The 24,042-nt window shown below is 54.3% G+C and carries 29 protein-coding genes; 25 read left to right on the top strand and 4 right to left on the bottom strand.

The genetic code is table 11. The features are described from left to right. Positions 1–1,246: DEAD/DEAH box helicase (locus H096_RS14005; RefSeq protein WP_033899082.1), on the top strand; the 1,246-nt coding region annotated here is incomplete at its 5' end. Positions 1,247–1,331: 85 nt separating this feature from the next. Further along, the gene (locus H096_RS34525) at positions 1,332–1,478 is read left to right on the top strand and encodes a DUF4113 domain-containing protein (RefSeq protein WP_241495500.1); all 147 of its coding nucleotides are present in this window, start codon (positions 1,332–1,334) and stop codon (positions 1,476–1,478) included. Between the two features lie 173 nt (positions 1,479–1,651). Here H096_RS34525 and H096_RS14010 read toward each other — a convergent pair whose 3' ends face one another. From H096_RS14010 to H096_RS33220, 3 genes are read right to left on the bottom strand one after another with little or no spacing between them, the layout of a single operon-like run. Beyond that, positions 1,652–3,076, bottom strand: a complete 1,425-nt coding sequence (locus tag H096_RS14010) for a response regulator (RefSeq protein ID WP_033899084.1) — start codon at positions 3,074–3,076, stop codon at positions 1,652–1,654. After that, positions 3,058–3,945: a HEAT repeat domain-containing protein gene (locus tag H096_RS33215; RefSeq protein WP_082461573.1), complete on the bottom strand. Its 888-nt coding sequence runs from the start codon at positions 3,943–3,945 to the stop codon at positions 3,058–3,060. Before H096_RS33215 ends, H096_RS14010 begins: the two co-directional genes overlap by 19 nt. Before the next feature lies 1 nt (position 3,946). Next, a complete protein-coding gene (locus tag H096_RS33220; RefSeq protein WP_082461575.1) occupies positions 3,947–5,788 on the bottom strand; it encodes an AAA family ATPase in 1,842 nt (613 codons plus the stop codon). 938 nt (positions 5,789–6,726) lie between these two features. Between H096_RS33220 and H096_RS14020 the strand changes: the two genes are divergently transcribed. The 15 genes from H096_RS14020 to H096_RS14095 all read left to right on the top strand — a co-directional run bounded on the left by H096_RS14020 (position 6,727) and on the right by H096_RS14095 (position 17,424). Beyond that, on the top strand, positions 6,727–7,203 hold the full coding sequence (locus tag H096_RS14020; protein ID WP_033899087.1) for an N-acetyltransferase: 477 nt from the start codon (positions 6,727–6,729) through the stop codon (positions 7,201–7,203). An 11-nt stretch (positions 7,204–7,214) separates the two neighbouring features. Next, positions 7,215–7,559 (top strand): hypothetical protein, encoded by a 345-nt coding sequence (locus tag H096_RS14025; RefSeq protein WP_033899090.1) that lies wholly within the window; start codon positions 7,215–7,217, stop codon positions 7,557–7,559. 11 nt (positions 7,560–7,570) lie between these two features. Then, positions 7,571–7,963: a hypothetical protein gene (locus H096_RS14030; RefSeq protein ID WP_051422036.1), complete on the top strand. Its 393-nt coding sequence runs from the start codon at positions 7,571–7,573 to the stop codon at positions 7,961–7,963. 164 nt (positions 7,964–8,127) lie between these two features. Further along, positions 8,128–8,400 carry a hypothetical protein gene (locus H096_RS14035; protein WP_033899092.1) on the top strand — a complete coding sequence of 91 codons (273 nt, stop codon included), beginning with the start codon at positions 8,128–8,130 and terminating at the stop codon, positions 8,398–8,400. Between the two features lie 12 nt (positions 8,401–8,412). Continuing rightward, positions 8,413–8,763 carry a hypothetical protein gene (locus H096_RS14040; protein ID WP_162240114.1) on the top strand — a complete coding sequence of 117 codons (351 nt, stop codon included), beginning with the start codon at positions 8,413–8,415 and terminating at the stop codon, positions 8,761–8,763. Between the two features lie 491 nt (positions 8,764–9,254). Beyond that, positions 9,255–9,662 (top strand): hypothetical protein, encoded by a 408-nt coding sequence (locus H096_RS14050; protein WP_156717480.1) that lies wholly within the window; start codon positions 9,255–9,257, stop codon positions 9,660–9,662. Between the two features lie 173 nt (positions 9,663–9,835). Next, entirely contained in the window at positions 9,836–10,528 is a 693-nt protein-coding gene (locus H096_RS33905; RefSeq protein WP_033899172.1) for a hypothetical protein, read from the top strand. A gap of 10 nt (positions 10,529–10,538) precedes the next feature. Continuing rightward, positions 10,539–11,300 carry a TIGR03759 family integrating conjugative element protein gene (locus H096_RS14060; protein WP_033899098.1) on the top strand — a complete coding sequence of 254 codons (762 nt, stop codon included), beginning with the start codon at positions 10,539–10,541 and terminating at the stop codon, positions 11,298–11,300. Next, positions 11,285–11,845: a glucosaminidase domain-containing protein gene (locus H096_RS14065; RefSeq protein WP_033899100.1), complete on the top strand. Its 561-nt coding sequence runs from the start codon at positions 11,285–11,287 to the stop codon at positions 11,843–11,845. The genes H096_RS14060 and H096_RS14065 overlap by 16 nt, the downstream gene beginning before the upstream one ends. A 95-nt stretch (positions 11,846–11,940) precedes the next feature. Then, on the top strand, positions 11,941–12,372 hold the full coding sequence (locus H096_RS14070) for an integrating conjugative element protein (protein ID WP_241495503.1): 432 nt from the start codon (positions 11,941–11,943) through the stop codon (positions 12,370–12,372). A gap of 8 nt (positions 12,373–12,380) precedes the next feature. Continuing rightward, on the top strand, positions 12,381–12,629 hold the full coding sequence (locus H096_RS14075; RefSeq protein WP_156717481.1) for a hypothetical protein: 249 nt from the start codon (positions 12,381–12,383) through the stop codon (positions 12,627–12,629). 1 nt (position 12,630) lies between these two features. Further along, positions 12,631–14,847, top strand: a complete 2,217-nt coding sequence (gene traD, locus H096_RS14080) for a type IV conjugative transfer system coupling protein TraD (protein WP_033899106.1) — start codon at positions 12,631–12,633, stop codon at positions 14,845–14,847. Between the two features lie 10 nt (positions 14,848–14,857). After that, the gene (locus tag H096_RS14085) at positions 14,858–15,607 is read left to right on the top strand and encodes a TIGR03747 family integrating conjugative element membrane protein (protein WP_033899108.1); all 750 of its coding nucleotides are present in this window, start codon (positions 14,858–14,860) and stop codon (positions 15,605–15,607) included. A gap of 11 nt (positions 15,608–15,618) precedes the next feature. Beyond that, the gene (locus H096_RS14090) at positions 15,619–17,088 is read left to right on the top strand and encodes a UvrD-helicase domain-containing protein (RefSeq protein ID WP_033899111.1); all 1,470 of its coding nucleotides are present in this window, start codon (positions 15,619–15,621) and stop codon (positions 17,086–17,088) included. 18 nt (positions 17,089–17,106) lie between these two features. Then, positions 17,107–17,424, top strand: coding sequence for a hypothetical protein (locus tag H096_RS14095; RefSeq protein WP_033899113.1), 318 nt, complete (start codon positions 17,107–17,109; stop codon positions 17,422–17,424). A 227-nt stretch (positions 17,425–17,651) separates the two neighbouring features. Here H096_RS14095 and H096_RS14100 read toward each other — a convergent pair whose 3' ends face one another. Then, positions 17,652–18,806 (bottom strand): hypothetical protein, encoded by a 1,155-nt coding sequence (locus H096_RS14100; RefSeq protein ID WP_033899116.1) that lies wholly within the window; start codon positions 18,804–18,806, stop codon positions 17,652–17,654. A gap of 436 nt (positions 18,807–19,242) precedes the next feature. Between H096_RS14100 and H096_RS14110 the strand changes: the two genes are divergently transcribed. The 8 genes from H096_RS14110 (at position 19,243) to H096_RS14145 (ending at position 23,993) form a co-directional block, all read left to right on the top strand. Further along, positions 19,243–19,545, top strand: a complete 303-nt coding sequence (locus H096_RS14110) for an RAQPRD family integrative conjugative element protein (RefSeq protein ID WP_241495504.1) — start codon at positions 19,243–19,245, stop codon at positions 19,543–19,545. After that, a complete protein-coding gene (locus tag H096_RS14115; RefSeq protein WP_033899120.1) occupies positions 19,542–19,781 on the top strand; it encodes a TIGR03758 family integrating conjugative element protein in 240 nt (79 codons plus the stop codon). Before H096_RS14110 ends, H096_RS14115 begins: the two co-directional genes overlap by 4 nt. Before the next feature lie 68 nt (positions 19,782–19,849). After that, a complete protein-coding gene (locus tag H096_RS14120; RefSeq protein ID WP_241495505.1) occupies positions 19,850–20,149 on the top strand; it encodes a TIGR03745 family integrating conjugative element membrane protein in 300 nt (99 codons plus the stop codon). A gap of 13 nt (positions 20,150–20,162) precedes the next feature. Beyond that, complete coding sequence (locus H096_RS14125; RefSeq protein WP_033899127.1) at positions 20,163–20,546, top strand: TIGR03750 family conjugal transfer protein; 384 nt, start codon at positions 20,163–20,165, stop codon at positions 20,544–20,546. Positions 20,547–20,554: 8 nt separating this feature from the next. Next, positions 20,555–21,205 carry a PFL_4703 family integrating conjugative element protein gene (locus H096_RS14130; RefSeq protein WP_033899130.1) on the top strand — a complete coding sequence of 217 codons (651 nt, stop codon included), beginning with the start codon at positions 20,555–20,557 and terminating at the stop codon, positions 21,203–21,205. Then, positions 21,202–22,092, top strand: coding sequence for a TIGR03749 family integrating conjugative element protein (locus tag H096_RS14135; RefSeq protein WP_033899132.1), 891 nt, complete (start codon positions 21,202–21,204; stop codon positions 22,090–22,092). Before H096_RS14130 ends, H096_RS14135 begins: the two co-directional genes overlap by 4 nt. Then, on the top strand, positions 22,073–23,566 hold the full coding sequence (locus H096_RS14140) for a TIGR03752 family integrating conjugative element protein (RefSeq protein ID WP_033899134.1): 1,494 nt from the start codon (positions 22,073–22,075) through the stop codon (positions 23,564–23,566). Before H096_RS14135 ends, H096_RS14140 begins: the two co-directional genes overlap by 20 nt. Continuing rightward, on the top strand, positions 23,544–23,993 hold the full coding sequence (locus tag H096_RS14145; protein ID WP_033899141.1) for a TIGR03751 family conjugal transfer lipoprotein: 450 nt from the start codon (positions 23,544–23,546) through the stop codon (positions 23,991–23,993). Before H096_RS14140 ends, H096_RS14145 begins: the two co-directional genes overlap by 23 nt. Positions 23,994–24,042: the final 49 nt, after the last annotated feature.

Raw genomic sequence — 24,042 nt, forward strand, 5'->3', positions numbered from 1 at the left:
CTACTTGCCTGATGGATATTTTGACCTGCTGGTGGTGGACGAAGGGCACGAGTACAAGAACAGCGGCTCTGCCCAGGGTCAAGCCATGGGGGTACTGGCAGCAAAGTCACGTAGAACCGTGCTGCTGACGGGCACACTCATGGGGGGCTATGCCGATGATCTGTTCTACCTCCTGTTCCGTATCCTCACTCGCCGCATGATTGAGGACGGTTACCGACCGAACTCACGCGGCAGCATGGCTCCTGCCGCTATGTCGTTCATGCGCGACCATGGCGTGCTGAAGGATATTTACAACGAGCGGGACAACCAGTCGCACAAAACCGCCAAGGGAAAAAAACTCTCAGTCCGCACGGTGAAAGCCCCGGGTTTCGGCCCGAAAGGAATTCATCGTTTCGTATTGCCGTTCACAGTCTTTCTGAAACTCAAAGACATCGGTGGAAACATCCTGCCCGACTATCAGGAGGAGCTGGCCGACGTGCCCATGGCATTGGACCAGGCATCTGCCTACCAGAAGTTAGCTGGAACATTGGCTGCTGAGCTTCGCCAAGCACTTGCTCGCCGCGATACCACGCTGTTGGGGGTGGTACTCAACGTGCTGCTGGCATGGCCTGACTGCTGTTTCCGACCGGAGGTGGTAAAACACCCCCGCTCCAAGGAAACACTGGCATTTGTTCCTTCAATTTTTACAGACGAGGAATTGATGCCAAAGGAGAAGGCGCTGTTGGACCTGTGTTTGTCGGAGAAAGCCAAAAATCGAAAGGTTTTGGTTTACTCCGTCTACACAGGTACGCGAGACACCACCGGCAGACTCAAGCGGCTGTTGGAACAGGCGGGCTTAAAAGTGGCGGTCCTTCGAGCCTCGGTCGACACGGCCAGACGTGAAGACTGGATCCTCGACCAGGTTGATCGCGGCATCGACGTGCTGATCACCAACCCGGAGCTGGTAAAAACCGGACTGGATCTGCTCGACTTCCCGACCATCGCGTTCATGCAAACGGGTTATAACGTCTATACCCTACAGCAGGCAGCGCGACGGTCGTGGAGAATCGGACAGAAACATCCAGTGCGGGTGGTGTTTTTTGGCTATGCGCAAAGCTCGCAGATTACATGCTTGCAGTTGATGGCCAAGAAGATCGCGGTGGCCCAGAGCACGTCGGGAGACGTACCGGAGTCTGGCCTCGATTCGCTGAATCAGGATGGAGACTCGGTGGAGATGGCACTTGCTAGACAATTAATCGCTGCATGACCTCAAGGCCACCTTCGGGTGGCCTTTTTATGCCGCTGCCGGCGATCTTTTTGCACACACACGGCCAGCGCTCGCGGACAAGATGATGAGTGTCCTCGATGAGATCTACAACCGATGGGGACGCGGCACGCTGCGCGCCGCCGCTGTGCTGGCCTGGGCGATGCGTCGGGAGTTGATGAGTCCAAGCTATACACCAGGCTTGACCAGTTATGGACTGGTAAACGCCAATTGAAACGTCAGGATCCTGAGGGAGTAACCCTACAGCCGGTGTCTAGCGACTACATCTACAAATATGGTGTAGAAGCTCAGCACGCTCATAAAAATAGATACTACATCGCGAAATATTGTGTGACGCCTAATAACTTCACTATCTGAGGCGCCACTCATTTTTTATGGAAAGGCTAATTAAGCCGAGTCGTAGAGCCGTTTAACTCCCGCTAATAACTGATTGACGCGCAATACATTACAACCGGGATATTTTAGCTGGCGAACTAAATACCCATATGCGACTGCTGCTCGCTCCCGTTTGCCCGCAGCTACGGTTTCCGCCCACTCTCTGCAACCGTTAAAAAACTCTTCAGCGGGACAATTAAGATTAGCAAATTCCGCATCCCCCCATAGCAACGCCTCCCTCTCATTCGGCCATTCACTATTTTTAAATGGACCATCCGGATGGAAAAATGTGCTTAGCTCGAATGTAATAGGGTCTCTACTGAGGGCACCTTCTTCAACATCGCCATAATCAATTAGAACTGGGACCAAAGCATCGGAAAGAAGAACATTCATCCCATGCAAATCACCATGTACACACCCCCATTTAACGAGAACGGGATTCTGCTCAAACCTTTCCACCCATTCGTGCGAAACCAGATGTCGATTTTCTCCAAACTTCTCATCACTGATAAAGCTACGTCTTATACTTTGAATTGAAACTCGTTTTTGCGTTGCCGCATCTGTCCAACGCTGAACGCATCCCATGACTGCTTTTATTACTTCGCCAGCGCCTTTTTCGACAATCGAAAAGCCAGTGAACTCTGAAGCTGAAGCTAGGCTGTAAAAAACCCCTGACGTATCTTTAGCACCATGGTTCAAGACAGCTACTTTTCTAGGTGTAGCGCTAGGCTCTAATCTCAAGATATATTTATCATGCCGCTCGACCTCATCTTGGATGTGATCGGGCGAGCCAATCTTTGCGATCGAATCGTGAATTTTAACTCCACTACCATCCCTGACAAGAAGTTTTAGAACTAATGCACCGGATAAACCGCCACCTAGCCGTAGGACATCACAAAACACTCCACCAACAGACGCGGTGAAAATTCGCACTAAGCGTGCTACACGTAGATCTAATTCGGTCGACGAATTAATCTCAACGTCGCATACGGCATCGCACGCCATAATATAGGGATGAATTAGCGCATCTAGATTATTCACTCGGTGCTTTGGTTGAAACCCAATTAATGAGAGCGTTTTACCCTGCCCCCATATATCGACTTGATGGTTCAGGGCCATCATCTCAGGTAAAAATTGCTCTGCAGAGGACCCTGTCAGCATGAATACAGGAGTACCAGGAGCAACTGCTCTCGCCAAGTCTAACAAGTCTCTGCCATGCTGAGGATCACTGTCCATGGATTGGTTCGCAGTAGGCAACTTTAAATCTAAAAAAATCAGATCAAAGAAGTCATTAGCCAAAAATTCTGCCGCGACCTCGGCATAAGCAGCGACGGTAAAAACTGGTTCACGACATAGCGAGGAAACACGCCTCTTAATTTCTTCAACAAAATCCGGTTCATCTTCGATTATAAGAATATTCAATTCATTAAGCTCCATCTTAGCTCATATGCAGCTCCATCTGCTCCCGAGTTCCTGAGTTCGACGGAGCCATGCAGTGTTTCAATCGCTTGTCGTGCAATACCCAATCCGAAGCCAAGGTGGCCCGATTTCGTAGATTCACCGAGAACAAATGATCTTGATGAATTACTTGGCAGGCCCGGGCCGTTGTCGATTATTGTGATCCAATTGTCGACGTCGGTTTGCCCCCAGCTTACAATAATCATCGGCTCCCGGTTTACAGAACGGACGGAGATAGCAGCCTCTACAGCATTTTTTATGCCGTTGCAAAGAGCCAACGCCAATAGACCTCTATCACAAAATATTACCAGTGGTTTTGAACCTACATAGGAGGCCTCAACATCACGTCCAACTCGCTCAAGCTCGACTAAATCTCGGATAAATGATGCAAGATCCATTTCTACCGGCTTAGGCGATGAGGTTGCCTTTTTTAGTTCTTCAATACCATCAAATGTATCTTGCAGCTGTTCCACTCTACGTTTAGAGTTAGAGTTTTCATAGTCTGGTATATCATGGGACACTTCACTTGCAAGAAGGCCTAGTTTTGAACCAATTTCATGCAAAAGAAGGCCAGCAACCCATTCTATCGCATCAGCCCTAATGCGTTCCCTAACGTCTGCGGTGACAACATCATCATCCACTACCGGCTTCGCTGGTAACTGGACGTGAAGGCCAGATACTATTTTATCAATACGCTTTTTAACGTATAAGTCAGTTTCAGTCGTCTGAAGTCTAAGTAAAAAAGCTATATCCGACGGTAGAGCCACCTGCTCTAAAGCCCGCAAAGCGCGAAACCTAACGTGCGAGTTACCGGTAGTCAGCGCCTGGATAGCCTCTTCTCGGCTCATATTAGGAATTACCACTATAGAAAGTTGCACGTTTTGAAAAAGCTTCCGCGCCACCTTCCATAACGGTACTTATTGCCGAAACAATTTCCCGCTCATGAAGAGGACCAGAAGAAATTCTGAACCCGCGACGGCCGTCCGAGCCAAGATGTAGCACCATGTCGGCATTTCCGAGCACTGGAATATTAGGATTATGTGTTGAGAAAATTATCTGTCCTTGTCCGCCCCGCGAAACTATTACCTTGATTAAGGTTTTAGCGATAAATGCATTGTCGATATGATCCTCCGGCTGATCGACTATCAACATCCGGTTCATATGAGACAAAATCAGTGGTAAGACCACGGTGCATCGCTGCCCGGTTGAAAGATCGGATATATCTTTATAGTCTGTACCATCAAGAAGTTGCAGAGAAACTTCATCTTCTATATTAATGGTACAAATCTCTCCTAAATCACACCCCTTGAGATGTGACAAGAGCCGGGAAGCTCTATCCGCCGTAATATTTGCTGCATCTGCTATAGTATTCGCATCAAAATCATCTACTGCCTCTAAAAGTGCTCTAGGGCTCAAATTATTTGCTAATGATTCGGCCACCTCGGCATACCGCAGTCCACTCCCTCTTAAAGACTCAGAAATTGAAGCAGCAAATTTTTTTACTTGTCCGTTCCTGAACACAGAAACGCGTATGCTTGGTCCAACTAGTTTATTTAAAGCATCGGACGCTTCATATCTTGCTTTGTATCGCGAGGTACGTATTTCATCTAGCTGATCTAATGCAGCAGCTCGTTTATCAATCAAACCCTGTATGAATATTTTTCTCTGGCCTAAATACGCTGTGATGGAATCCAGCTTAGCAATTTGCTCTCTAAGCTCTTGCCCTTTTCTTAGCACTGCTCCTGACCCAGCTTGAATCCCGTCTACTTCTACCCTGAGCTGCCTTGCTATATCCTCTTGTATAACTTTATCAGCAGTGCATTTTTTTACAATCTTATCCAGTTCGTGATATATGCTTATAACTTCAGTTAGCTCACTACCCAGGCGTTCTTTTACCCCTCTTATCCGCATATTTATGTCAAGGATGTTTGTCGTAACCTTCGCTGCAAGATCGGCATCGACATCAGAAGGCAAACCAAAATCGACTCCCTTTTTTACCTCATGACTCCAACCTGCAACACTATCTTTAAGCCGACTAACATGTTGAAGTATTACACTTATCCCAGATATCTCATTAGACCGCTGGCTTAGAAGTTGTGTTTTTGCCTGCAAATCTAAAGAGGTTTTCGAGACCTCTTGCTCTGCTTGAGCTGTTTTAGTCAACTCTACTTGCAGATCTGGAAGTGCCTTCTGAGCTTGCTCTAAGTCATCTATTTCCTTCCGACAAGATTCTATCTGTCGCGTCAAGCTCCTGCACTCTGCAATGACATCTCTTTCTACTACATCTGAATCTTGCTTAGCTCTTACAAATCCGTCTAAAAGCCTGAGTCGCCCTGCTGCCTCCAGCCCTACGGTTTCGATTTCAGTTTGAGAAAATATCACAGGTTTCTGATATACAGACGTAGCTCTAGGGACCTCGTCAGTAGCTGTTCGACTAACCAAAATTGTTTTATCGTTATCAACTAATGTTACCGTAACCTGGCCTGAACCAAGTATAGATAGAGCATGATCCTTGCTGCGCCGGGTAGTTTCAGTCGTCGTACTGGCCACATCTAAGCAAAATCTTATTAATTCGATTAGTGATGTTTTACCAGTTCCACGCGAACCTATTATTGCATTCAATCCCGAAGTAAAGGCGATATCCAACCCATCGAGAAAACCCTCGTCGACTTGTACGCGCTGTATATACATTTAAACTCCAATCCTTAGGATTTTTTTACAATGAGTCACTCAGTTGATCAACGATACCGCAGGCGTGCAATCTAGAGAATCCATTGGAAGATGTTTTTTTCAGCCAGCGCAAAAAAAAGGTGCGTTTTTTAGCCAAGAACCAGAGTAACGAATAGCGATAAAATCAGGTTGGTACTGACATATTTTGGTGTTGTTCTCGAAAAAAGTTTCGCACATATGGACATGCAGCATTGGCCATTTATCTAAGGAAAACAATACGATTCGAGATGTCCATGGCCGCTAGCTAACCCGTGGGTGGCCCCCAGTGTATACCTGGCACATGCGCGATGGCTTGCCGCCCTGGACGGCTGGATCGCGGTTCGCTTGCAACGCCAGTCGGGCCTGTCCGGCGCTGATGAGTATTGGGGCCTGCGTCCAAGTTCAAAGCTGGTTACCACATAAGGGCCAAGCGTTTGAACGTGCGTTGAAACATCGCCAATTGGACAGCGGTTCGGAGGCTTACCGTGCCTGTGATTCGCTCCAGCAGAAGATCAGTCGGTTCTACCGGCAGGCCGGTATCATGCAGGGTTCGTCACACAGTGATAGGCGATCTCTGGCGGCAAAGGTGCTTGCTGCGACCGGCGAGGTAGAGACGGTTCAGACCATCCTCGGTCACGCATGCCTCGATCACAGCAAGCCGTATCTAACTGTTGACATCGAGGTTATCCGTCGTGCTTTCGAGCTTGCACTGGCATAGTGATATCGGTAACTCTTTCCGCTAGCCAGCATTCCTGGGCCCTGGAAATAATTTTTTGGCCGGGATTATCACGCTGCTTTTATCTGTTGCCGCGTTCTGGGTAAGTGGCAAGTTGCTAGACCGAGCCGACAAAGCGAAACAGGCAGCGCACGAGAACTCTTGAGTCGGCTGCCGACTGTCGCGAACACCAAGGAAGCCCAGCATGGCAATGACTGATCCAATTCAAGCACTCGTAAGCCTTCAAGCAGAAATTCGTAAAGGCATGCCCACCCATCCCACCGAAACATATCCTTCAGTTCGGGTTGTGCTTGATGAGAAAAACGGACGTGTCAGGTACACCTATGCCCGGATAGAACAGGGCCGGGTGAAAGCCATGGCAATGTTCGTGAGTATGGACAAGATCGATGGGATTGGTTGCTTTCAGGTTGGCTACGCTGTTCCAGAGACGTACCGGGGTAGAGGTTGGGCAATAGAGATACTGGAGCAAGGATTAGGCGAACTCAGCAAGGGCCTTGCACTGCACGGTGTAGAAAAGTTCTACGTTCAGGCGGTGGTAGGTACGTTCAACCTGGCTTCTATTGGGGTTGCATCACGGTCGCTATCTAAAGCTCCAGTCTCGATTGTGGATAGCGTCTCTGGTGAACCGGCTCTGGCATTTACCAGACTCGTAGAGTGTTGAAGGAAAAGCTCATGCCTCAACAATTCAAAAAGGTGTCCGTCGATTTTCTAATCATCACTGATAGCAACGCCGAATGCTCCTTCTGGGTTGAACAGGAAGAAGGTGCTGACTGTGCTGAAAGCTACGGTGACTGGTATCCACGGGAATGCCATTCACCCACCTCTCACGTTTACGTGATGACCGAGGCGGACGGTATGAAGTTGTACAGTCAAATCCTGACAGGTGACGACTGGCGTAATCTTGAAGAAAACGAGTTGCTTCAGTCCTTTACCGACCAGATTTTGGCCGGTGCAGAACCTCTCGCGGTTTTGTCAGGGCTGCGTGATCTTGGCCATCCCACCGCCGCGTCAAGTTGAGGGAAAATCACATGAGGTCGTGTACTGCGGCATTGGTTGCACTGATTGGCGTCACGAACGTTTCGGCTGCGGCTGATTACCGATGCACTATTGAAAGGGTAGTGGCTGCATCTGAGGAGAAATCTAACCAGGTGTACATCGGTAAACAGTTTTCCGTAGATCGACAAACAGGCCTAATGGTCGGGGCCATAAAAAATTCGTACGTGACCGATCCACAAGTTATCGATCATGGTTCGCTGGAAACGAGCTTCAAAGTGGTTACAACCATGCGGATAGACCAAGGTTCAGGAGCAAGTTCAAACATCTACGCCCTGACGATTAACGAGTATCAAGCCGGACCTAGAAAGCCTTTCATCTTCTTGGATAATGATGAAGCATTTTTAGGTTGGTGCGAGCACTACTGAGGGTTTTGGCCTGCTACAAGCCTCTGGCGAGCATCTCGGTTACGAGCCGCGCCTATTTGGCTTTGCCAACAATGTAAGCGGTATCCAACAAGCCCGTTATTACGAGCTACACTCGTAAGACTCGGACAATTTCCGCTCTATCAGATCAAGCAGGAGAAATGAATATGACCAAACCACCTTTGCCACCTTTCACGCTGGAAGAAGACCTGGCCAAATTGCCTGCATTGTTTCCTTCGTCACTTATGGTCGAACAATTTGGTGGCTACCTTGTAAATATTCATAAAATAAGTGACGAGATGAAAGTCCGCACACATTGGATTGGCGTATGTAACGGCTACATAAACGCACTCAAAGCTGCTGATTTGCTGAACTCTGCACAAGTTCCGGAACTTCGCGAGATTGTTGAATGGGCGGCGCAGCGCTCCTACGTAGAATAGTCGTGGAAAATTATGATGATCTACGCACGACTTTCAGTACCGATCATTGCGACGATATTACTATCGGCTTGTGGTGGGGACAAAGTTCATGATTCAAGTCCGCAGGAGCGTATGCTGAGAGAAGCGATGTGTGTTGCTGCATCAGAACGTTTTGCGCTATATGACGACGCAAAAAAACATTTTTCTCACGGCATGGAGGCAGCATCGGAATATTTTAGGACGTCTGGTGAGCCAGCTCAATTTCCAAAAAAGATCAACGCAGTCCGGTCGTCGCTCATTTCTAAACCGAATGAATTCGTGGCTACATTGATCTCGATGAAGTGCAACGGCGAAGTGACGGTCGGGCAGGTCGCTGATTTCTAGAAGCCTAATGTAGGCTGCACTAAGATACCCTGAGCGGGCGTGAACCTGATCGGCCTCGGCAAACACAACTGAATCTAGGGAGAAGATCCATGAAGGACTTTTATATCTGCCCAAAGTGTCCGACGGTTTTTGAAGCAATTCATCACAGCGGTGGGTTCCCTGGCGGGAAGGATCGTGAATACATCAACTGTCCTAACTGTGGCCACACGATGGACAGCGAGGTCACCAGCGGCCTGATTAACACCCGAGAAATCACAGGGGAGCGAAAGGCTCAGATTTTGGCTATGCAGCGATAGAACGGAATCTCGACATGAAGCATATTTTGGTGGGCCTTATGCTGGTTATCGCGCTTCTGGGCTGCTCTGATCCCACTGAAGATTTCAGTCGTATTAATTAGATACGTTAAGGCGTGGAGCAATGAGCGAAGCGGCAGCGGATCGAAGCTGGATCAAGCCCAAAGGAATATCACCATTTTTATCAAGGAGCCAATTGTGACATCAGAATCGAGCGTTTCATTTCGACTAATGCGAGCGCCTGACGATGCTGCGGCTTTTGGAGTCGACTATCAGGCTGAGCTGCGCGAACTCAAGCAGCAGGCGGAAGGGGCAGGAATTCAGATTAGTCCCAGCTTCGCAGTGTTCGACAGCCCAAGCGCATCAGGTGGACTTACAGGTGAGTTTATAGTCTCTGTGGCCCAAGCCGTTGGGCCTGTAGTCACCACTCTAATTGCTGTATGGATAAGCCGGAAAACCGGTCGAAAGCTTCGTTTGAAGGTTGGTGACAACGAGTTTGAAGCCCAAACGAAGGAAGAGATAGATTTTCTGATCGCGAAAGCAAAAGAGTTGGTACCGGTTATTGATCCCGATCAAGAGCGAGTTGATCAAGGACTGAATGGCTGATGCCTACGCGAAGCGCCATACGTGATTGAAAACAATTGGGTCGCAGCGCTCGCCAGTAAATGGCTGGCGCCCCTCGGTGTCGATCAATAAATTCCGCGCCGGCGGGCTAAGTATTTTCTGCTGAAACAGAATCATGGTTGCGCGAGGGTGTACTCGGCTTCGAGAGGACCCCCATGAAACTGCCGATCCAAAAACATCTGCCCATTGCTGCGGGACTGTTCATCCTGGGCGCCATCATCGCATTCCAGCAGTACCAGCTGTCGACTCTGTCTCGCGCTGTGAATGGAGCAGCAGAGAAAATTTCCATCGACGCACTCCAGAGCAGGGTGAGCGCGATCGACGATCGACTCGACACTGTGTCAGGTAAGCCTCTCGTCACGATGGAAGACTTCCGTGCCAGCCAGCAAGTGATCTCAAGCCGCATCGATGTTGTGCAAGCCACGGCAAAGCAGGCCCAAGAAGCTGCAACCGAAGTCACCCGCTCCTCCGCGTCCGCTGGCGATCTCTTGGTACTGAAGGCCGACCTTGAGTCGCTTGACGGCAAGCTGCAGAAAATGAGCAAGGCTCAGGCGAGTGCACCAGCCCCCAAAGCCTCCCCTTCCAAACCGAAGCCGAAGCCCGTACCGGTTAAAGCCCCGCCCATCCCGCAAGAGCATCCGCCATTTCAGATGGTCGGCCTCGAATACAGAGGCGGCGAGCGATTCCTGTCTGTTGCTCCCACCGGTAGCACGCGACTGAGCCAGATCTACCTGATTCGCCCAGGTGAAGTGGTCAGCGGCAGCTCCTGGCGGCTCAAGGCTGTAGATGAACGAACCGCAACCTTTGACACCGGCGGCACAACCCGAACCCTCAGCATCCAGCCATGAGAACAACATCATGAATCTACCGATCGTTCGAGCCATCGCCTGTGCCTGCGCATTTACAGCAACGGGTATTGGGGCCACGTCGTTTCCTTCCGCAGCAGGAGGGGCCACCTCCAGTGTTCAACAGCTCACTAGCGAAAGCCCCCTGTCGCAGAACAAGCCTCATGATAAAGCCGCGCAGGAGTGGGGCCTGACATCCAAGGAGTACGAACGATATCAGGAAGTGATGCAGGGGCCCCGAGGGGTGTATTCCCCGGGGCTTGATCCACTCACGGCGCTCGGAATCGAAGCCCGGTCGGACAGCGAGCGACGCCGGTTTGCCGAGTTGCAGGTCCAGGCAGAACGTCAGCGAGTCGAAAGGGAGCTCGCCTACCAGCGAGCCTACGACGAGGCGTACCAGCGCCTGTTCCCGGGTATCAAAGCTATCGAGATTTCTTCCTCACCAATGTCCCAAACAGGGTCCTCCGGGAGCGGCCCAGCTCTGGAAGGCAACGGTCGTATTGCGCTCTTCGTCAAGGACGATTGCCTGCCTTGCATCGACCAGGTCAAGCGCCTACAGACGTCACAAACTCCCTTTGACCTGTATTTCGTCGGCAGCCAGAACGACGATGAGCGGATCCGTCGCTGGGCAATTCTTGCGGGGGTTGACCCGTCCAGCGTTAAGAGTCGACAGATCACACTCAATCACGACCAGGGCCGTTGGGTTCGCCTCGGCCTCGGCGGCTCGCTGCCAGCGACTGTGACGCAGGTGAATGGGTCATGGCGACGTCAATGATTTCGTGGCGTCTCTGCCTTCTGCCGGTGCTGCTGCTCGCCGGCAACGCGTGGAGCGTAGAAGACCCACCACCAGCCTATAAAGCGATCGCCATCAGGCACGGGGTTCCGCCCGTCGTGCTTTATTCGGTGGCTCTTCAGGAGAGCGGAACGCGACTTCGCGGGCAACTTGTACCCTGGCCATGGACCTTAAATGTCGCCGGTACCGGCTATCGGTTCGCTACCCGCGCAGACGCCTGCCGAGCTCTGGGGATCGCAATCGCGACTGCTGGACCCGCCCGTGTAGACGTGGGGCTGGGGCAGACGAACATCCGCTCGAATGGCCATCGCTATAGCTCCCCCTGCGAGGGCCTGGACCCTTACAAGAACTTGGCGGTGACCGCACAGATCCTGGCTGAGCAAAAGGCCAAGGGCGGAAACTGGATCGATGCTGCAGGGCGATATCACCGTCCTGCCGGCGGCGCGCCAGCGGCCAAGTACCGCAGCTACTTTGCGAAACACCTCAGTCGTGTCACCGGCATCAATTTCGAGGTACGAAACCCATGACAATTCGCCAAACCTGGCAGGTCCACGTCGTCCAAGCCCTCGCCTCTACGATCGTGGTCAGCCTGGCCCTGCCAGTAAACGCTGACCAACACGCGATGCTCACAGTAGTTGAGGACCGCGGTGGATCATCCGCACTGCCCTACTACCAGGACATCGAGCCGGAACCCGCGGCCTCTCCCCCGGTTGTTACCGGCGTTCGAGCCGGTGGGGCTTTTCCGGTGACCACGCCTGAGCTCAGCCCAGGCCCTGTACAGGGGCGAGCGATCAATGCAGCGGGCTTGCAGCCGATGTTCATCGTCGGGGATGACCCTACTTCTCAGGCCTGGATAAAGCAGAAACTGCCACAACTGCAAGGCCTGCAGGCCGTGGGACTGGCTGTGAATGTCAGCAACGCTGCGCGACTGCAAGAGATCCGCCGCTGGGCTTCTGGTCTGCAGGTGATGCCTGTTCCTGCCAGCGACATTGCTGGTCGCCTGGGGCTGCAGCATTACCCGGTGCTGATCACAGCCACAATCCTTCAGCAATGAGAACCTGCATGCGCCCATCACGACCTGTATCGCCGGTGTTCACGTTGATCATCAGCCATCCCCTACACCGCCCCGGCCGGGAGCAAATGATCGAACAGGTCCGCCACGTGAGCGAGCTATATGGTGGGCGATTGACGGGGATTTCAGAGATCAATGAGCAGGCCTTCGCCCAGCGCCTGGCCGAACGACTTGCTCCGGAGCAGGTCGAGGCAGCGCGCGATGAAGTCGATGCATTGACCTACACCGCTAGGACCTGACATGGCAACGTACACTCTTGAATCTCTGCTGCGCCCTCCGGTGGAGCTGTTCACCACTGCGGTCTGCTATGTTGCGGCCGCGCTTTGCGTCGGCACACCATGGGCTTTCGCCCTGACGCCACTGTTCGGAATTGTCGCTGCACTGGGCTTTATCTACCTGGGCACCATTCGGCTACTGCAGGCGCGGAGGGTCCTACGCTACCAGGCGAACCTGAGGCGGCTTCCCCACTACACCATGACCAGCGCTGAAATGCCGATCAGCAACGAGCGCCTGTTCATCGGTCGGGGATTCCGGTGGACCCAGAAGCACACGCAGCGTCTGGCCGACACCTACCTCCCCCAGTTCGCTGGCTACGTCGAACCGACGAATCTTTATATACGGGCGCGCTGGCTGGAGGAGCGTCTGGAGTTTGCCCCCTTCCCACTGAAGCTAATCACGAAACTCACTGGCTGGGACTCCAACTGGAACCCCGCCAGGCCCCTGCCACCAGTGGGTGGCCTACCCAGATTGCATGGAATCGAGCCTGATGAGCAGAACGCCAGCCTCCCTCTGGGTGAGCGCGTGGGCCACACATTGGTGCTGGGGACCACGCGGGTAGGCAAGACTCGCCTGGCGGAAGTCTTCATCACCCAGGACATTCGCCGAACGCATCGACGCGGGCCGCGCGTTCGTATGGGACGCCGGAGCCAAACCTCCCATCGCTGGAGCCGGCGCCGGAGGGCAGAGGAACAGCCCGACCACGAGGTCGTGATTGTCTTCGACCCGAAAGGCGATGCAGACCTGCTCAAACGCATGTACGTGGAGTGCAAGCGCGCCGGACGTCTCGACGAGTTTTATGTGTTTCACCTGGGATGGCCGGACATCTCCGCACGGTACAACGCCATCGGTCGCTTTGGGCGGATCAGCGAAGTCGCCACTCGTATCGCTGGCCAGCTCTCCGGCGAGGGAAACTCTGCAGCGTTCCGAGAGTTCGCCTGGCGATTCGTCAACATCATCGCGCAGTCATTGGTCGCCCTCGGTCGTCGCCCCGACTATGAACAGATCCGCCGACACGTCATCAACATCGACGAGTTGTTCATCGAGTACGCACAGAAATACTTCGCGGAACATGATCCGAAGGCGTGGCAAACCATCGTCGAGGTTGAAGGCAAGATCGATCGCAAGAACCTGTCATTCGCCATGAAAGACCGTCCGCTGCGCGTCGTGGCCATCGACATGTACTTGACCCAGAAACGTATCAACGACTCCGTAATGGATGGTCTGCGCAGCGCCGTGCGCTACGACAAGACCTACTTCGACAAGATCGTTGCATCCCTGCTGCCACTCCTGGAGAAGCTGACCACAGGTCGTATCGCAGAGCTGCTAGCGCCGGACTACCTGGACCTCGCTGATCAGCGGCCGATTTTCGACTGGATGCAAGTAATTCGGAAGCGTGCGGTGGTCTACATCGGCCTAGATGCGCTGTCCGACACCGAGGTCGCTGCGGCGGTGGGTAACTCGATGTTCAGCGACCTGGTCTCCGTCGCCGGCCACATTTACAAGCATGGCATCGATGATGGCCTGCCCGGCCACATGGCCGGTGGCAAGGTTCGGATCAACCTTCACGCTGACGAGTTCAACGAACTGATCGGGGACGAGTTCATACCGATGGTAAACAAAGCCGGCGGTGCCGGTATGCAGGTTACCGCATACACCCAAACCATGAGCGACATCGAGGCGAAGATTGGATCGAAAGCCAAAGCCGGCCAGGTGATCGGTAACTTCAACAATCTGTTCATGCTGCGTGTACGTGAGACCGCGACCGCCGAGCTGCTGACCAACCAGCTACCCAAGGTGCAGATCTACAACAGCACGCCGGCGAGCAGTGCGAACGACTCGGTCAACGGCAAAACAGCATTCACCTCAAGCTCCCACGACCAGGTGCAGTTGGCGAGCGTGCCGATGATTGAGCCCGCCCACGTGGTCGGGCTACCCAAGGGTCAGGCCTTCGCGCTCATTGAGGGGGGAAATCTCTGGAAGGTGCGCATGCCACTTCCCGCAAACGACCCGGACGAGGTCATGCCCAGCAACCTGCAGGACTTAGCCACGGGCATGCGGCGATCGGCGGCATCCTCAAGCGATTGGTGGGAAGCTCCGGGCTATCAGGAGTTGAAATCTGCCTTGCCTGAAGACCTGGTTGAAGATTTCCGTCAGGTGGCCACCGATGCAGTGGCTTGAGGTCTAGCTCATGGCAGATGACGTTTCGAAGAAAGCCGAACAGCAGCAGGAACGACAGGAATCACTGTTCAGCAAGATCTTCTGGTTCCCGTTCAACTTCCTCGGAGTGATGTTCGGCTCGCTGCTCGTCGCAATCCTGGTGGACTGGGTATGCCTGTACTTCTTCTGGCCAGAGGCAGGATGGCGTCACGGTCAGCAAATGCTCGTCAGCGAGATCAGTTGGTTATCCAAGGGACTGGTCCATAGTGCCATCGTCCAAGAGCCGGGGCGCACTGCAACGTGGCTGGTCACCGAAGCCTATGACTGGCTGATAGTGAAGACCGGGATGCTCAGTTGGGTCCAGGGGATGGAGTCAATCGCTCAAGCCGGACCACGCAACGAGCTGGACATGCGTTACTGGGCCGCCCAAAGCGTCACAACGGTCCAGAACTATGCCCTTGCGGCTCTCTTCACTGTTCTGGTGTTCTGCGTCCGCCTGGTTGTACTGCTGATGACCATACCGCTTTTCGCCATGACGGCGCTCACAGGTCTGGTCGATGGACTGGTGCGTCGAGATCTGCGCAAATTCGGCGCAGGCCGCGAATCGAGCTACCTCTATCACAAGGCCCGCGCAACGATCATGCCGTTGGCCATTTTCCCCTGGACCTTCTACTTGGCGCTCCCGATCAGCATCAGTCCCATGCTGGTGCTGCTCCCCTGCGCCGCCCTGCTCGGTGTATCCGTAAGCATTACGGCAGCGAGCTTCAAGAAGTATTTGTGAGGAAGAGCATAATGCAATGGACCCAAGAGCAATCGCCGATCATCCAATCAGAGGCCCCGAAACTCCTCATCCAGGCCGGCGCCGGCAGTGGAAAGACCACCACACTGATGGGATATGCTCAATATCACGCCCGACTGCGGATTCTCTATCTCTGCTACAGCAAGTCAGTCGAGATCGCCGCGCGAGGGCGCTTCCCGCGCAATGTAGTAAACAAAACCGCACACGGATTGGCCTACGCCGTCTATGGCACACAGTTCAGCCATAAACAGACCAACAACCTACGGCTGACCGATATAGCCCGTGCAATTGATACGCAGGACTGGGAGTTGGTCAGAGACGTGCTGACCACCCTCAACAACTACATGGCTAGCGCCGACGATCTGATCGAGCGCTGCCACTTCCCGCGATTCCGTGACCGCCCGATACTTACCTCCGCCCAGGAGCGATACCTGAAACAGGCGCTCGCAGCAGCGATGTCCATCTGGAAGCGAATGACTGACCTGCAGGACACTGCGGTACAGATCACGCATGACGGATACCTGAAGCTGTACCAGTTGAGCAAACCCGACCTAAGCCAGCGGTTCGACTGTGTCCTGCTCGATGAGGGTCAAGACGTAAACCCCGTGATCGCTGATATTGTGCGCATTCAGCACATTCGCAAGGTGGCGGTGGGCGATCGCCATCAGCAGATATATCGCTTCCGGGGTGCGGAAGATGCCCTCAATGCCAGTTGGATGGCTGGGGCCGAGAAACACTACCTGACCCAGAGTTTCAGGTTCGGGCCTGCGGTGGCCCATGTCGCGAACATTATCCTGTCCTACAAGGGAGAAACCAGGAAGCTGCAGGGACTGGGCGAGAAAACGTTGGTGAAGAAGGTACTGCCTGACGGACTTCCCCATAGGACGTACATACATCGGACCGTCATCGGGGTGATTGAGAACGCGCTGTACCTGATCACCGAGAAGCCCAAGATTTATTGGGTGGGCGGCATCGACAGCTACTCAGTGCGCGACCTCGAGGACCTGTTCTATTTCAGCCGCCAGCAGCGCGACCTGGTCCAGAATAAAAAACTGCTCCGTGACTACCGGGACTATGCGCAATACGCAGAAATCGCCGAGGTGAGCCAGGACAGCGAGATGATCCGATCGATCAAGATCATCAACATGTATCCAGATCTGCCTCAGCGAATCTTGGCCCTACGCTCATGCACGGTGGACAAGGAGCTGGATGCAACAATCACCCTGACCTCTGCCCACAAGTCGAAAGGCCTGGAGTGGGACTTCGTCGGGCTCTTCGACGACTTCACCTCAGACCCGCTCTCACCTGATATCGATCCAGGTCGACGAGACGACGAGTTGAACCTTCTTTATGTAGCCGTCACCCGAGCGATGAAGATCCTGGCGATCAACAGCCTAGTGCTGTCCATCATGGAATGCTACGTCGACGCTCTCGCCCCTGGTGCCCGTCAGGTACGCAGTTGATCAAACAAAGGAGCCACTATGAGCAAGAAATTCGAACACCGCGCTGAGTATGTCGCTATCCCCTTCAAAAACGCGACTAGTGGCGCTTGGATCTTCAAAACCACGGAGCAGACGTTGGAGCCCGATATTGCCTCCCTCCTGAACGAAGATGAACCGCTTCAGAGGAGGATGCTCGAGCTCGGCGACGATGATTGGGAGCTCGTCAGCACGCAGCCAGTGTGCCGAGGGGAGATCAAGGTGGGCAATCAAAATGCCCAGGCCTGGTCCTATGGGTTTTCCCTGCCGATGGGGTACTTGCTTTTTTTCAAGCGCGAGGTCAGAAACGTCGATCCTTAGTCTCAACAACTAATGTAGCCACCTGCTACTTTGGGTCGTTTGTAACCGGTCGCGAAAGACCTGAACCACCCCATGGCAGCCCTTTGCGGTGGGCAGCTATCGACCTGTCGCGATATGCAGTAATCGCCCCAACGCAGACGTTTGGCTCTTTCGGGAATTGTCCACTGGATGCCAGCCGAGCTAACTGAAAAGCCCCGCTAGCGACCCTGGTTTTTCTTTGGCAGGCCTCACATGGATTTAATGAAGCACCCTGACCGGTTCAAGATCAGGATTGTTTCGTCGATGGAGCGCTCCTTCGCCGGCTCTGGGCTTGCACTACCCACGAAAAGGTAAGCGCGGCCGATCAAGCGATCGCAAACTCCGCTGTCTTTTGTGTTCAATTCCAAGCCCTGGACAACTGACATCTGCGGCTCTGTGGTTTTGTCATAGCGCCGCTTCATGACCGAGCGGAAGATCTTTGGGTCATCCTTCGCCAGTTTCTGGTCGCGCATCATCTGGACGTTGAAGCGCTGGGGCTCTTCAGAAATGTCCTTCATATCGTCGTCGGCGTTTGCCAGCCAGACAGCCGAGGAGCGCATGGTCCCCAAGTCGGTGCCGGTCATGTCGATCTTCAGCATGTAGCCCTGATTGTCCATAAAGATCAGGGTGCAAGTCAGCCCTGTTTTGGCTTCAAAGCAGATGCGAGCCGACTTATTCGATGCTAAGTAGAGCGCCTTCGAAACGGCAGCATTCTGGAAGTTATACTCGGGCGAGGCCAACGTAACAGTGCCCATTGCGCGCTGCTGGGTAGCCGCCATCAGTTCGGCGATATTGAGATTACGGTAGTCCGGGATCGATTTACCCGTCAGCGCGTCTTCGGTGGATTGAATCTTCGGCAGCTTCTTCGGCACCAGTTTAACGAGTTCATTTTGAACGCAAGTTTCGTCACACTGGTCGGCGGCAATACGTATCTGCAAGTCGTTCAGGGCAACAGTAGTTGGATCCGCCTTGTGCGCGCCATTGCCATCTGGGAGTTCCAGTTGGTATGCGGTCTTTTCCAAGTGCTCCACACGGTCGGCACCACCACCCTCGGGTATGTAGACGCTGACGCTGTAAACTTCGCCTGCCTTGTTCTTGTGTAGGTAATTGCAGAAGCCGATGCCTCCGCAGGCCTCCACTTCCGGCCGACCTTGTTGGCGCTGCTCGGTAATCCTGAAGTCCGTGCCATCAAGGGGCTCAGTTGTGACTTTCGCTACCTCATCCTGATTCAGCGGTGTGAGTCCTGCTACGGCCAGCGCCTGCTTTGCTTTGTCATAAGGCTGGCCAATGATATTCGGAATGTCGGCAGCGTAGGCAATCGAGCTCAGCGCACTGAGAAGCAAAGAGGTGATCAGTGTTTTCATAGACGTCCCTGTAGAGTACTCACGTGATTGCTTTGTGCCATCTTAATGCATTTAAGTTATGCCTTGTCTTTACGGCAAGCAACTGAACTGAAGCGGGCGCAGCTCTAACTTCCTATGGGCCGATACCTGGTAGTCGCAACCGGTTGCTTTCGCCCCTGGGTTTGCGCCGCAATATCAATATCCCGTTGAGCCGACTATGCCAGTGTCCACGGACCGGTCATGGTACGGATGTTCAACTGCCCCTTACAGGCAGTGAAATCCACGTTGTCAAACCGCGACTGATTTAAAAAAATACTGCGCTCCCCAGATAAGTATTTCTTGAGGCAACCCTCCCACGCTCTCGACATCCTGACGTCCAAAGTCAGTTTTGCAGAGCTCAACCGTGAACAAGCCATCCCTTCTCCTTGTATCTACTCGCCGAATCCTGCTTGGCGCGCTGATCAGCGTCAGCGGCGGCCTTTCATTCACGTCCACCGCCCAGGCGGCCGCAGCATCAGAACAGGCAAACATCGAGGTAATGATCCGTCAGCTCAATGCCCTGGAGGACTCAGCACGGCGCAGCGCCACGATCGCCAGCGAACCCGGTCAGCGCTACTACTTCGACTACGAGCGCCTGGCCGGCGACATCCAGCGTGTTCGTCTGGGCCTGCAGGAATACCTGACCCCAAGTCGCGCACAGCCGCGGGACCCGGCAGAACTGGCGGGCAAATACACCCTTACCGGCGGGCGGATGCCATGAGCATGAGCGGCACTCAAGTGGCGGCTTTCAACGCCGCCAGCGGCATCACGCCTCAAGCCAGCACCGTGCTTTTCGTCGGTACCGTCATCGCATTGTCGACTCTGTGGGGTGCCTGGGCGCTGTACAGCATCTACCGAGGCTGGGCGACCCAGAACATTGACAAAAACATTGCAGCGTCGTCGACCGTCCGCGTCATCGTCTTGCTGTTGATCCTTTCCGCACTCGTTCTCAGCTAGCCAACAGGAGCTAACCGATGTCTATCCGTACCATCACCAAGTCACTCACCAGCGCTGCCGCAATAATCATGGTTCTACACCCAATCATTGCCGCTGCCGCATTACCAGGAGCACAAGCCCCCACACGCGGCGAAGGATCGAGCTGGCTGCAAACCATCCAGAACTACGGTTACGACGGTTTCATGCTGATCGGGCTCTTCCTGCTCGGAGGCATGATGGTGGGGGTGGCATCCCATGCCTATGGCGTTTATCACGATATCCATGAGGGCAAGAAAAAGTGGCGAGACCTGGGGCTCACCGCCGTTGTCGGGATCTGCCTGATCGGCGTTGGCATCTTCATGGTTACCAAGGCTACTGGCGTCCTCTAACAGGTGATGCGAAATGGCTGAGACCACATACCTCAAGGATGGAACGCTCGACTTCCTCCCCCACAATCTGAATAGGCAACCCATCGTCATGGGAGGCCTCACTGCTGATGAAATGTGGGGAACGGTCGGTGTTTGTGGGGGCGCCGGAGTAATTCTGGGCATCCCTGTGTCGTTCTTGTTCGGCAACCCAGCTCTCTTCATTGCTTGCGCATTGGTAGGTGGGGCACTGGGTTTGACCGTGGCAAGCAGAATCCTGCGGAAGATGAAACGTGGCCGGCCCGATACATGGTTTTACCGCCAGCTCCAGTTCTACATGGCGCAACACCTCCCCTTCCTCGGTGCCCCCCAGTTGGTCACACGGAAAGGTGCGTGGACTTGCCGTCGTACAGGAAAGTAGGAATCTACATGAGTTTTCGAAAACGAGTGGATGCTCAGCAGGCACACATTCTGAGCCTGCGAATCGCGGTCATTGTGCTGGGAGCCGTCAGTCTGTTCGCGTTCTATGGCTGGCACAAAGCCCCCGAAGACCTGACCGTGCATGTGCCACCGGACCTCCGCTCCGGCAGTACGCGAAAATGGTGGGAAGTGCCGCCAGAAAACGTATATGCGTTCGGGTTCTACATCTTCCAGCAGATGCAACGTTGGGAGAAGAATGGCGACGATGACTACAAAGACAACATCGAGCGACTCGCCTCCTACGTCACTCCCGGTTGCAAGGAATACCTGCAGAAAGACTACGAGATGCGCCGTAACGCTGGCGAGCTGCGACGCCGTGAGCGAAGCGTCTCGGAAATCCCAGGGCACGGGCTCACCGACCCCGGTGTGCAGCGAGTGGTCGAAATTGGGATCAACGATTGGACAGTCAACCTGGATCTGCTCGCTGACGAATCAGTGAACGGTGAGCGGGTCAAGCGAGCCATGACACGATACCCACTGTCCATTGTCCGTGCCGACGTCAACCCAGAGAAAAACCCCTTCGGCTTGATGTGGAACTGCTATGCCTCCAACCCGCTACGCATCGAGGTGGATCTGCAAGCTACAGGGGTGAAACCATGAATCTGCGCGCGTGGTTCCTGGTTCTGAGCCTTTTCGCGACCGCCAATGTCAAAGCGGTAGAGATCCTGCAGTGGGATCGTATCCCCATGGCCATCCCGCTGATTGTCGGGCAAGAGCGCATTGTTTTCGTCGACCAGAATGTGCGCGTAGGCATGCCTCCCCAGCTTGTCGGCATGCTACGTGTGCAAAGCACCGGCGGCGCGGTCTACCTGCTAGCAAGCCAAGAAATTCCACCGACACGGCTTCAACTGCAGAACGTCGCGACCGGCGAGATTATGCTGGTGGACATCGCCGCGACACCAGCGACAGACGGTCAGGCAAAGCTCGAACCCGCGAAGATCGTCGCCGGCGCGGCTCCTGCCACCCACTACGGCGATAGCACCCCCGCAAGTACTGCTACTAAGCGATCCACGACGTCGGAAAAGGAAGACGTCCCACCGGCTCCGCGTCATGAGACGCCAGCCCCGGTAGCTCTGACCCGCTATGCGGCACAGATGCTGTACGCCCCGTTGCGGACCGTTGAGCCGGTCGCCGGCATCAGCCAAGTTCGTGTTGACCGAACCCTAGACCTGAGCACCTTGTTACCTATGTTGCCGGTAGATGCATCGATCTTAGGTGCTTGGCGCCTCGACAACAGCTATGTCACTGCGGTCAAGCTCCGGAATCTAAGCGCTCAGCAGTTGACGATGAATCCAACAGATTTGATGGGTAACTTCACCACTGCCACCTTCCAGCACTCGTACCTTGGGGTTCGCGGGGACGCCAGCGATACAACCACGCTTTACCTTGTCACTCAGGGTAAGGGGCTGAAAGAGTCCCTGCTGCCGTCCTCGATCAACCAAATTGATCCGAAAGTCGGAGGTCGCCGTGGGCAGTCTGAAAAGTAATCCACTCCTCAAGTATCTGCTGATACCCGTGCTGATCGTCGCCCTCATCATTCTGTTCAGGGGCGGGAGCAAGAAAGAAGCAGCGACACCTGAAGACGAGACGATCACGATCGGAAGCGACACCGCGCGCAAGCTCGGCGTAGATGGCGACACCCCGGCCGATACTCTCCGTACGGTCGTAGCTGAAAGCCGGGAAGTGAAGGATCAGATCACGAAGGTGCTGACCGACAACAAAGAACTCAAGGATCAGAATGCAGAACTCCAGCGTCGGATCTCCCGCATAGATCAGAACGTCGACAACAAGTTGAATGATGCGAAAGGCGAGCTTCAGGAGCAGGTCAAAAACCAGAGTATGGGGCTACTGGACCAGTTCCAGCATCAGTTGGATAACCTGTCGCAGAACCCCAATGCCGCCGGGCAAGATCTCCCCATAGGGCTTGGCGTACAGCCTGGTGACGGAGCGAGCTTCGACCCAAACAAGCCCAAAGGACTTGTTTGGGTCGAACCCACCGACGCGACACCGCTGGATGCGAGCGGCAAACCGCTACAGCCTGGCTCAGCTCTGGCTGCAAGCGGCTTCAATTTTCCCACCAGCTTTGGCAACACCCTGGATAAAGGTCAGACCGTTCTCAGTACCACTGCGCAGAATGTCGGTGCTGAAATGTCGCCCCAGGATGCCCGCAAGCAAGTCCGGAAAGCCTATACCCTGCCTCAGAACTCGACGTTAATGGGGTCCGTGGCCATGTCGGCGCTCATCGGTCGAGTCCCGATAGACGGAACAGTCAATGATCCGTTCCCATTTAAAGTCCTGATTGGACCAGACAATCTGACCGCCAACGGCATCGAGCTGCCTGACGTCGTTGGCGCCATTGCCAGTGGCACTGCCTCGGGCGACTGGACGTTGTCATGCGTGCGCGGGCAAGTCAGGAGCCTGACCTTCGTGTTCGCCGATGGAACGGTCCGATCGTTCCCTGCCCCGGCAGAGGAAGCCAACGGCAGCCAGAATAACAATCAGAACAGCAGCAACGGGAACGGGCAGCCTGCGATACAGGGAGGACTCGGCTGGATCAGCGACTCCTATGGCATCCCTTGTATATCCGGCGATCGCCGCTCCAATGCCAAGGAGTACCTGACCAACCAATCCCTGGTTACAGCTGCGGGCGCCGGCATCGCCAAGCTGTTGAAGGCTGACGAGCAAAATAGCACGACAAGCTTCAGCAGCGGGGGGACGTCCTTCGGGACCACGGGCTCCTCGGGAAACTCCGCCATGGGGGCCATCCTCACTGGCGGTGTGAGCGATATCCGCTCCTGGATGAACAAGCTCTACGGCGAAGCGTTCGCCGCCGTGTACGTCCAGCCCGGGGCAAAAGTGGCAGTCCATTTGGACCAGCAGCTCTCCATCGACTACGAGATCAAAGGCCGCAAGGTCGATTACAACGCCGGAGCCAACCATGTATCCGCAAACCTGGACTAAGTCCCGCCGCCAGGCAGGGGCCTGGCTCGTGCTCGCCCTCATTCTCGGCGGATGCACGACTGACAAAGACGAGCTGCTCCCCCACGGGGAGGCCAACATGATGGACGTCTGGCAACGCGGAACGTCCGGCGGAAACTCTGGCAGTTCCAACAGCAGGATGCTGCTCGATGCACGCCAAGAGCTCCGTCGACCGCTTGATGAGGCACAGGTGACTCACCAACGGGCAGGCGCTGAAGCCTTCACCCGCACGCCTCGGAACGAGATCTACAGCCAGTTCAAACGGCTGCCGAATCCGGACCTGGTGATGTACGTGTTCCCACACCTTGCAGGATCGGATCCGGTACCAGTTCCTGGCTACACCACGGTATTTCCGATGTACCAACGGGTGCAGTACGCGATGCCTGGAGAACGGACGGAGGAATACTGATGCAGTTCATCAGCAACTGGCTGGGCAAAGCCCGTGAGGCGTCCATCGA

Origin of the sequence: Pseudomonas sp. FH1 (assembly GCF_000510895.2) — a bacterium.
GTDB lineage: Bacteria > Pseudomonadota > Gammaproteobacteria > Pseudomonadales > Pseudomonadaceae > Aquipseudomonas > Aquipseudomonas azotoformans_A.

What these genes read in the sequence shown, in the direction of transcription:
- H096_RS14130 (WP_033899130.1), top strand. Translation starts at nt 20,555, where the DNA reads ATGAGTTTTCGAAAACGAGTGGATGCTCAGCAGGCACACATTCTGAGC.
- H096_RS14075 (WP_156717481.1), top strand. Translation starts at nt 12,381, where the DNA reads ATGCGCCCATCACGACCTGTATCGCCGGTGTTCACGTTGATCATCAGC.
- H096_RS14040 (WP_162240114.1), top strand. Translation starts at nt 8,413, where the DNA reads ATGATGATCTACGCACGACTTTCAGTACCGATCATTGCGACGATATTA.
- H096_RS14035 (WP_033899092.1), top strand. Translation starts at nt 8,128, where the DNA reads ATGACCAAACCACCTTTGCCACCTTTCACGCTGGAAGAAGACCTGGCC.
- H096_RS14100 (WP_033899116.1), bottom strand. Translation starts at nt 18,806, where the DNA reads ATGAAAACACTGATCACCTCTTTGCTTCTCAGTGCGCTGAGCTCGATT.
- H096_RS33905 (WP_033899172.1), top strand. Translation starts at nt 9,836, where the DNA reads ATGAAACTGCCGATCCAAAAACATCTGCCCATTGCTGCGGGACTGTTC.
- H096_RS14070 (WP_241495503.1), top strand. Translation starts at nt 11,941, where the DNA reads ATGCTCACAGTAGTTGAGGACCGCGGTGGATCATCCGCACTGCCCTAC.
- H096_RS34525 (WP_241495500.1), top strand. Translation starts at nt 1,332, where the DNA reads ATGAGTGTCCTCGATGAGATCTACAACCGATGGGGACGCGGCACGCTG.
- H096_RS33215 (WP_082461573.1), bottom strand. Translation starts at nt 3,945, where the DNA reads ATGAGCCGAGAAGAGGCTATCCAGGCGCTGACTACCGGTAACTCGCAC.
- H096_RS14085 (WP_033899108.1), top strand. Translation starts at nt 14,858, where the DNA reads ATGGCAGATGACGTTTCGAAGAAAGCCGAACAGCAGCAGGAACGACAG.
- H096_RS14030 (WP_051422036.1), top strand. Translation starts at nt 7,571, where the DNA reads ATGAGGTCGTGTACTGCGGCATTGGTTGCACTGATTGGCGTCACGAAC.
- traD (WP_033899106.1), top strand. Translation starts at nt 12,631, where the DNA reads ATGGCAACGTACACTCTTGAATCTCTGCTGCGCCCTCCGGTGGAGCTG.
- H096_RS14095 (WP_033899113.1), top strand. Translation starts at nt 17,107, where the DNA reads ATGAGCAAGAAATTCGAACACCGCGCTGAGTATGTCGCTATCCCCTTC.
- H096_RS14135 (WP_033899132.1), top strand. Translation starts at nt 21,202, where the DNA reads ATGAATCTGCGCGCGTGGTTCCTGGTTCTGAGCCTTTTCGCGACCGCC.
- H096_RS14090 (WP_033899111.1), top strand. Translation starts at nt 15,619, where the DNA reads ATGCAATGGACCCAAGAGCAATCGCCGATCATCCAATCAGAGGCCCCG.
- H096_RS14010 (WP_033899084.1), bottom strand. Translation starts at nt 3,076, where the DNA reads ATGGAGCTTAATGAATTGAATATTCTTATAATCGAAGATGAACCGGAT.
- H096_RS14115 (WP_033899120.1), top strand. Translation starts at nt 19,542, where the DNA reads ATGAGCATGAGCGGCACTCAAGTGGCGGCTTTCAACGCCGCCAGCGGC.
- H096_RS33220 (WP_082461575.1), bottom strand. Translation starts at nt 5,788, where the DNA reads ATGTATATACAGCGCGTACAAGTCGACGAGGGTTTTCTCGATGGGTTG.
- H096_RS14020 (WP_033899087.1), top strand. Translation starts at nt 6,727, where the DNA reads ATGGCAATGACTGATCCAATTCAAGCACTCGTAAGCCTTCAAGCAGAA.
- H096_RS14025 (WP_033899090.1), top strand. Translation starts at nt 7,215, where the DNA reads ATGCCTCAACAATTCAAAAAGGTGTCCGTCGATTTTCTAATCATCACT.
- H096_RS14060 (WP_033899098.1), top strand. Translation starts at nt 10,539, where the DNA reads ATGAATCTACCGATCGTTCGAGCCATCGCCTGTGCCTGCGCATTTACA.
- H096_RS14120 (WP_241495505.1), top strand. Translation starts at nt 19,850, where the DNA reads ATGGTTCTACACCCAATCATTGCCGCTGCCGCATTACCAGGAGCACAA.
- H096_RS14145 (WP_033899141.1), top strand. Translation starts at nt 23,544, where the DNA reads ATGTATCCGCAAACCTGGACTAAGTCCCGCCGCCAGGCAGGGGCCTGG.
- H096_RS14125 (WP_033899127.1), top strand. Translation starts at nt 20,163, where the DNA reads ATGGCTGAGACCACATACCTCAAGGATGGAACGCTCGACTTCCTCCCC.
- H096_RS14065 (WP_033899100.1), top strand. Translation starts at nt 11,285, where the DNA reads ATGGCGACGTCAATGATTTCGTGGCGTCTCTGCCTTCTGCCGGTGCTG.